Annotated in this window: 5 protein-coding genes and 1 pseudogene; 3 read left to right on the forward strand and 3 right to left on the reverse strand. The window is 71.5% G+C overall.

Features of this window, described 5'->3' with window-relative positions:
* Window positions 1-48 precede the first annotated feature (48 nt).
* The 3 genes from VLF38_RS11760 to VLF38_RS11770 are packed head-to-tail and all read left to right on the forward strand — an operon-like array spanning window position 49 to window position 4171.
* Window positions 49-1569, forward strand: a complete 1521-nt coding sequence (locus tag VLF38_RS11760; RefSeq protein WP_325271448.1) for an NADH-quinone oxidoreductase subunit M — start codon at window positions 49-51, stop codon at window positions 1567-1569.
* Window positions 1566-3152, forward strand: coding sequence for an NADH-quinone oxidoreductase subunit NuoN (nuoN, locus tag VLF38_RS11765; RefSeq protein WP_325271449.1), 1587 nt, complete (start codon window positions 1566-1568; stop codon window positions 3150-3152). The genes VLF38_RS11760 and nuoN overlap by 4 nt, the downstream gene beginning before the upstream one ends.
* Window positions 3149-4171 carry a polyprenyl synthetase family protein gene (locus tag VLF38_RS11770; RefSeq protein WP_325271450.1) on the forward strand — a complete coding sequence of 341 codons (1023 nt, stop codon included), beginning with the start codon at window positions 3149-3151 and terminating at the stop codon, window positions 4169-4171. Before nuoN ends, VLF38_RS11770 begins: the two co-directional genes overlap by 4 nt.
* 165 nt (window positions 4172-4336) lie before the next feature.
* Here VLF38_RS11770 and rarD read toward each other — a convergent pair whose 3' ends face one another.
* The 3 genes and pseudogenes from rarD to VLF38_RS11785 all read right to left on the reverse strand — a co-directional run.
* Window positions 4337-5251, reverse strand: coding sequence for an EamA family transporter RarD (gene rarD, locus VLF38_RS11775; RefSeq protein ID WP_325271451.1), 915 nt, complete (start codon window positions 5249-5251; stop codon window positions 4337-4339).
* A gap of 44 nt (window positions 5252-5295) precedes the next feature.
* A complete protein-coding gene (locus tag VLF38_RS11780) occupies window positions 5296-7374 on the reverse strand; it encodes a PhoX family phosphatase (RefSeq protein ID WP_325271452.1) in 2079 nt (692 codons plus the stop codon).
* 97 nt (window positions 7375-7471) lie between these two features.
* Window positions 7472-7858, reverse strand: a pseudogene (locus VLF38_RS11785) (hypothetical protein); the annotation flags it as partial.

Genomic DNA, 7858 nt, shown 5'->3' on the forward strand with positions numbered 1-7858 from the left:
CCCATTCGAATGCTCGCTCCGCTCCGCTCCGAACGGGGACCCCGCCAAATGATGTTGAGCCTGCTCATCGCCCTGCCGCTCGTGGGCGCCCTCGTCGTGGCCTTCCTGCCGGGCCGCCCGGGCGACGTGCTGCCCAAGTGGGTCGCGCTCGCCTTCTCGCTCGCCACCCTGGTGGTCGGAGCGATCATCGGGATCGCCAACGCCGACTCGGGCAAGACCTGGGCGGAGGAGCACACCTGGATCGAGCCGATCGGCGCGCACTGGGCGCTCGCCGTCGACGGCCTCGGCGTCACGATGGTGCTGCTCACCGTCCTGCTCGTCCCGGTCGTCATCGGCGCGTCGTGGCACGACGCCGATGCCCGTAACACCCGCGGCTTCTTCGCGCTCATGCTCGTCGTCGAGTCGCTCGCGCTCGCGGTCTTCTGCGCGCAGGACGTCTTCCTCTTCTACCTCGTCTTCGAGGCGACGCTGATCCCGGCGTACTTCCTCATCGGCAGCTTCGGCCACGGCCCGGCGCGTACGGCGGCGGCGGTGAAGTTCCTGCTCTACATGCTCGCCGGCGGCCTGGTGATGCTGGCGTCGGTCGTCGCGCTCTATGCCTTCTCGGCACGCGAGGGCGCGGCGTCGTACCTCATCTCGGACCTCTCCGGCCTCACGCTGTCCACGAACGAGGAGCGGCTGCTCTTCCTCGGCTTCTTCCTCGCCTTTGCGATCAAGGCACCGCTCTTCCCGTTCCACACCTGGCTGCCCGACACCACCGGCAACGCGACCCCCGGCACGAGCGTCCTGCTGATCTGCGTGCTCGACAAGATCGGCACCTACGGCATGCTCCGCTTCTGCCTCGAGCTCTTCCCGGGCGCCTCGGAGTGGGCGACGCCGGTCGTCGTCGGCCTCGCGCTGATCTCCATCGTGTACGGCGCGCTGCTGGCGCTGGGCCAGGACGACCTGCTCGTGCTGACCGGCCTGACGTCGCTGAGCCACTTCGGCTTCATCGTCCTCGGCATCTTCGTCCTCAACGACCAGGGTGTCTCGGGCGCGACCTTCTACATGCTCAACCACGGCCTCGCGACCGCGGTGCTCTTCCTCGCCGCGGGCTACCTGATCACGCGCACCGGCACGCCGCTCCTCTCGCAGATGGGTGGCGTCGAGAAGAAGGCCCCCGTGCTCGCCGCGTTGCTGCTCCTCGGCGGGCTCGGCACGCTCGGGCTGCCCGGCCTGTCACCGTTCGCCTCGGAGTTCCTCGTGATGCTCGGTGCCTTCCAGTACGCCTGGTGGGTCGGCGCGATCGCCGTCACCGGCATCGTGCTCGCCGCGGCGTACGTGCTGCGGGCCTACCGCCTCGCGGTCACCGGCCCCGAGCGGGAGTCGCTGGCCGGCATCCGTGACGTCGGTGCCCGGGAGGTCGCCGTCGTCGCGCCGCTGGTCGCGCTGATGCTCCTGCTCGGCTTTGCGCCGCAGCTCGCACTGTCGGTGATCAACCCGTCGAGCCTGCGGACGGTCGAGATCGCCGGTTGTGTCGAGACCGCCGAACAGCCCTGCATTCAGGCCACTGAGGAGGTCCGACCGTGACCGCGTTCGAGAACCCCGCGCTGGGCTACGACCTGATCTGGCCGCTCCTCGTGGTGCTTGGCGCCGCGTGCGCCGGCATCGTCGTCGAGGCGTTCGTGCCGCGCGCGTGGCGCTACCTGACCCAGGTCCTGCTGACCCTGGTCGCCCTCGGCGTCGCCTTCGGTGGCACGATCCTGGTCGCGACCCGGCTGGACGAGCGCGCCGAGGGAGCGGCGCGTGGCTCGGTCGTCGCGGAGGGTGCGGTCGCCATCGACGGCCCGGCTGTCTTCGCGTGGGGCCTGCTGCTCCTCGTCGCCTTCCTCGGCGTCCTGCTCTTCGCCGAGCGACACCTCGACGGCGGCGTCTCGGCGTTCTCCGGCCAGGCGGCGGCGCTGCCCGGCACCGACGCCGAACGCCGCGTGGGGGAGCGCGGCCTCGAGCACACCGAGGTCTACCCGCTGCTCCTCTTCGCGGTCGGCGGCATGCTTCTCTTCGCCGCGTCCAACGACCTGCTGACCCTCTTCGTCGCGCTCGAGGTCCTCTCGCTGCCGCTCTACCTGCTCTGCGGGCTGGCCCGGCGTCGGCGCCTGCTCTCGCAGGAGGCGGCGATGAAGTACTTCCTCCTCGGCGCCTTCTCCTCCGGCTTCCTGCTCTACGGCATCGCCCTCGTCTACGGCTACGCCGGCACCGTGCAGTTCGCGGGCATCGCCGACGCGATCGCCAACACCACCGGCTCGCGCGGCCTGCTGCTCGCCGGCATCGGCCTGCTCTCGGTCGGCCTGCTCTTCAAGGTCGGCGCGGTGCCGTTCCAGGCGTGGACCCCCGACGTCTACCAGGGCGCTCCGACCCCGGTCACGGCGTTCATGGCCGCCGGCACCAAGGTGGCGGCGTTCGTCGCGATGCTGCGCCTCTTCTCCGTCGCGCTCGGCGGCGAGCGCTGGTCGTGGCTGCCGATGCTCTGGGCCGTCGCACTGCTCACGATGGTCATCGGTGCGGTCCTGGCGGTCGCGCAGTCCGACGTGAAGCGGATGCTCGCCTACTCCTCGATCGCGCACACCGGCTTCGTGCTGACCGGCATCCTCGGCGCGGGCGCCTCACTCGGCGAGGACCAGATCGGCGCCACGCAGGCGGTCCTCTTCTATCTCGTCACCTACGGCTTCATGACGCTCGGCGCCTTCGCGGTGCTCACGCTGGTGCGCGATGCGGCGGGCGAGTCCGGTGAGCTGCGCGGCTGGGCCGGACTGGCCCGGCGTTCGCCGGTGGTCGCGGGTGTCTTCTCACTCTTCCTGCTCTCGCTCGCGGGCCTGCCGTTCACGGCTGGCTTCACGGGCAAGTGGGTCGTCTTCGCCTCGGCCATGGGTGGGGGTGCCTGGCCGGTCGTCGTGGCCGCCGTGCTGACCTCCGCGCTGGCGGCGTTCTTCTACATCCGGGTCATCGTCCTGATGTACTTCAGCGAGCCTGCGGCCGACGGTCCGGCGGTCGCGGTGCCGTCGATCCTGACGTCGGCGACGATCGCGGTGACGGCCGTCGCGACGGTCGTCCTGGGCGTCGTACCCGGCCCGGTTCTCGATCTCGCGGCCCATGCGGGAGACTTCATCAGGTGAGCACGACTCCTACTGGTTCCGCCGCCTCGAGCGGTCTGGCCCTGCCCGTCCTCGACGAGGCTCTGGCTGCCCGTCTGAAGGCACGCCTGGTCGAGGTCGAGGAGGCGCTCTCCGGCCACATCCGGAGCGAGGCCGACTTCGTCACCGAGGCGGCCCGCCACCTCATGGACGCCGGCGGCAAGCGGTTCCGCCCGCTGCTGGTGCTGCTCGCGGCCGAGTGCGGTCCGCGGGCTGCGTCGCAGGAGGTCATCGACGCCGCATGCGTCGTCGAGCTCACGCACCTCGCCTCGCTCTACCACGACGACGTCATGGACGAGGCCGCCCTGCGCCGCGGCGCCGACTCGGCCAACGCCCGCTGGGACAACCACGTCGCGATCCTCACCGGCGACTGGCTCTTCTCGAAGTCGTCCGAGCTCACCGCCGGCCTCGGCCCGGATGCGGTCAAGATCCAGGCCGAGACCTTCTCGCGCCTCGTCGAGGGCCAGATCCTCGAGACCGTGCCGCCGAAGTCGGAGGAGGTCGCGCTCGAGCATCACCTGCGCGTCGTCGCCGGCAAGACCGGCTCGCTGATCGCCACCTCCGCGCTCTACGGCGCGCGCTTCGCCGGGGCCCCGGCCGAGGTCGAGGAGGCCCTCGCGGCGTACGGCGAGATCGTCGGCGCCGCCTTCCAGATCAGCGACGACATCCTCGACATCGCCTCCGAGACCGAGGAGTCGGGCAAGACCCCCGGCACCGACCTGCGCGAGGGCGTCCCCACGCTTCCGGTGCTCCTGGTGCGTCGCGCCGGCCGCCCCGAGGATGCGCGGCTGATCTCGCTGCTCGACGGCGGGCTCGAGGCTGACGCGGACCTGGCCGAGGCCCTCGGCCTGCTGCGCGCCCACCCGGCGATGACCGAGGCACGGGCCTACGTGGTCGAGCGGGCCCGCGAGGCGAAGGATCTCCTCAAGGTCCTCCCCGAGGGACCCGTGCGTGACGCGCTGGAGGCGTTCGCCGACGTGGTCGCCACCCGCACCGCCTGATCCGCCCGCTTTCGCCGAGGCGGCGCGAACCTGCACGTCTGACGCGCCGAGGCGGCGCGCACTTGCACGTCTGACGCGCCGAGGCGGCGCGCACTTACACGTGTGCTGCAGGTTTGCGCCGCCTCGGGGTGTGTCTGCTGCAGGTTTGCGCCGGCTCGGCGAAGGTCAGGCGGCGGTGAAGGCTTCGGCCGCACGCGCGAGCTGGGCGCGACGGTGGTGCCGGAGCGATTCGGCGGTCAGCATGACGAGCGCCACCCAGACCAGGCCGAAGCCGATCCAGCGGCCCGGGGGCATCTCCTCGTCGAAGACCAGCAGGCCGAGCGCGAACTGCAGGATCGGCGCGAAGTACTGCAGCAGGCCGAGCATCACCAGCGGCATCCGGGTGGCCGCGGCGCCGAAGAGGACGAGCGGTACGGCAGTCACCAGCCCCGCGGACGCCAGCAGCAGGGCATGGCCGACGCCGTCCGAGGCGAACGTCGCGCCACCCGTGAGCGACAGGCCGACGGCGTATGCGAGGGCGAGCGGAGCGAGGAAGGAGGTCTCGAGGGCGAGGCTCTCGACAGCACCCGCGGCGGCCTGCTTCTTGGCGAGCCCGTAGACGCCGAACGAGACCGCGAGCACCAGCGCCACCCAGGGCGGCCGCCCGTAGTCGACGGTGAGCACCACGACGGCGACCAGCGCGAGGCCGAGGGCGGCCCATTGCAACGTGCGGAGGCGCTCGCCGAGGACGGTCACGCCCAGCAGCACGGTGACCAGCGGGTTGATGAAGTAGCCGAGCGAGGTCTCGACGACGTGGCCGTTGTTGACGCCCCAGATGTAGCCGCCCCAGTTGCACGCGACGACCACCGCGGCGAGTGCCAGCCAGGCCCGACGGCGCGGGTCGCCCCACAGCCGACGCACCGCATGCCCGCGTCGCAGCGCCACCACGACCAGACCCATCGCCAGCACCGACCAGAGCACGCGGTGCGCGAGGATCTCCAGCGGCGTCGCCGGTTCGAGCAGCGGCCAGAAGAGCGGGAAGAGCCCCCAGATGCCGTACGCCGCGGCCCCCAGGAGGAGGCCGCGGCGTACGTCTGACATGCCCCCAAACTAGTGGGGTCTGCAACTGCTTTGCGAGGTGGTGGTCAGGCCTTCCAGGTCACCACGACGCCCGGCCGCGGGAAGTCATGCGTGTGCGGCCAGGTCGAGGCGGGGGAGTCGAAGGTCGATCCGGTGCTCTCGCCCGGGTGCTGCACCGCGACCCAGACCGAGCGGTCGCCGTGGGTGAGCAGCGGGCCGCACGTCTCGGCGCCGACGGGCACGGTGAGGAACTGTTCGACGTGACCGCGCGAGGGACCCTCGACGGGGCAGCGGAAGAGGCCGTCGTTGGAGCCGAGGACGTTGCCGTCGGTGGAGATCCACAGGTTGCCGAGCGTGTCGAAGGCGAGGTTGTCCGGGCAGGAGATCGGGCTGACCTTCTCCTTCGGGAAGCCGCTGAACCAGCTCTCCGCCGAGGCCGGGTCGCCCGCGACGAGCAGCAGCGCCCAGGCGAAGCGCGTGCCGGCGTGGTTGCCGCCGGCCTCGGTGAGCTCGAGGACGTAGCCGTTGCGGTTGCCGGACTTCTTCTCCAGCGGCGCACCCAGCTCCGCGCGGACGTACGACGAGCCGATCGGGTTCGCCTCGTCCACCGGCCACTTCTTCGCGCGATCGGAGTTGTTGGTCAGCGCGGCGTAGACCTTGCCGTTGACCGGGTTTGGCTGGACGTCCTCGGGACGATCCATCCGCGTCGGGGCGACCTTGTCGGCGGCGAGCCGCGTGTCGATGAGGACGTCGGCGACGCTCATCCCCGCGACGTACGACGTGGTGTCGCTGGTCAGCGGGATCCACTCGCCGGTGCCGTCGAAGGCTCCGTCGGCAGGGGTGAAGTTGCCCGCCGCGTCGACCGTGTAGGGGTCGTCGCCGGTGAGCCGGGCGACGTAGAGCGTCCCGCGGGTCAGCAGCTGCAGGTTGCGCAGCTTCGCGGCCTGGGTGTCGCGGGGGTCGAACGTGTCGGCGGAGACGAACTTGTAGAGGTAGTCACCGCGCTCGTCGTCGCCCATGTAGGCCACTGCGCGGCCGTCGGGCGCGATCTGGATGTTGGCGCCCTCGTGCTTGAAGCGGCCGAGCATCGTGTGCTTGCGCGGGGTCGACTTCGGGTCGAGCGGGTCGAGCTCGACGATCCAGCCGAAGCGGAACGGCTCGTGCGGCTCGGCGGTCAGGTCGAAGCGCGGGTCGACGTCCTTCCAGCCCCGGTCGCCCGAACCGGTGATCCCGTAGCGGGCGTACGACGTGGCGTAGCGGGCGTCCTTCGCGCCCGACGCCCCGAAGTACTGGTTGAAGTTTTCCTCGCCGGAGAGCACCGTGCCCCACGGGGTCGTGCCGCCGGCGCAGTTGTTGAAGGTGCCGAGCACACGGCGGCCCGAGGGGTCGGCGGTCGTCCGCAGGCGCGCGTCGCCGGCAGCCGGGCCGGTCAGGTCGAACGGCGTGGTGCCGGTGATCCGGCGGTTGTAGCGGTTGTCCGGGTCGGCGGTGCGCCACTCGCCGGCCGACGGGCCGTTGCGCTGCACCTTCACCACCGACATGCCGTGGGACTGGATCGCGATCCGCTTGACCTGCTCGGGGGAGTAGACGCCCGCAGGGAACATCAGCTCCTCGTTGGTGTACTCGTGGTTGGTGACGAGCAGCGCCTGGGTGTCGTTGAGCGGCAGGACGCCGACGTAGTCGCAGTTGTAGCCGAACTGCCGGGCCGCGGACTCCTCGGTCTGCGCGTGGGGGTCGAACGCCGGGGCGTCGGCGTACACCTTGTCGCCCCAGGCGATGACAGTGCGGTTGCGGAAGCCCTCGGGGACGGTGATCGCGTCGCGCACGTTGGGCGGGACCGGCGTCCAGGCGCCGGTGACCCCGGTGCCGCTGCCCCCACCAGCGCCGCGGCCGGCGACCGCGGCCGTGCCGAGCGAGCCGCCGAGGAGCACGACGCCGACGCCGGCGCCGGTGCCGCCGAGGACGGTCCGGCGGCCGAGCGCCTGGCGCAGGACGGAGCTGATGTGGGGGTTGCCCGAGGTGTTGGGCTCGGGAGCGTCGCACGCGTTGCCGCAGCGGTAGTGGCAGGTGGCGGCAGAGCGGGACCCGTGTGGTCCGTCGGTGAAGAGGGGGAGCGCCCGCCTCCGCATTCCAGTCGTCGTCATGCTTCGTGACGGTAGGAGGGGCGGGTGACGGCCGCGGCGGCCACGGGTGTCGCTCCGGTGAACTCCGTGCATCACGCAAGCAAGGCCCCGCTCTTCGTCAGGCGCGCAGGTGCCGCTCCCACCAGGTGAACGGCACCCGGTACGCCGCTGGTGTGTTGTCGCCACTGTGGTTGGCCAGTCCGTTGCGGCCGACGTGGTAGTCGGCGACCTGGTTGCGGGCGACCGCGGAGACGTCGGTGTCGCCGACCGCCACCGCATGGATGTGCGCCGGCCAGTCGCCCTGGTCGGGGGTGCGCAGCCAGGCCGCGAAACCGACGGTGCGGAGCGCCTGCACGGCCTGCCACCGCTGCGTGCAGGTGAGGCGGGTGACGGAGAGGTCGACGACCCCGCCGCCGTCGTGGGTGCCGGCCGAGGTCGGGTCGCCGCCGGGGTTGTAGCTGCCCTGGCTGAGGACGAGCGCGAAGGGGAGCGCGCCGTCGGCAGC

Origin of the sequence: Nocardioides sp. (assembly GCF_035481145.1) — a bacterium.
In the GTDB taxonomy this organism is placed as follows: domain Bacteria; phylum Actinomycetota; class Actinomycetes; order Propionibacteriales; family Nocardioidaceae; genus Nocardioides.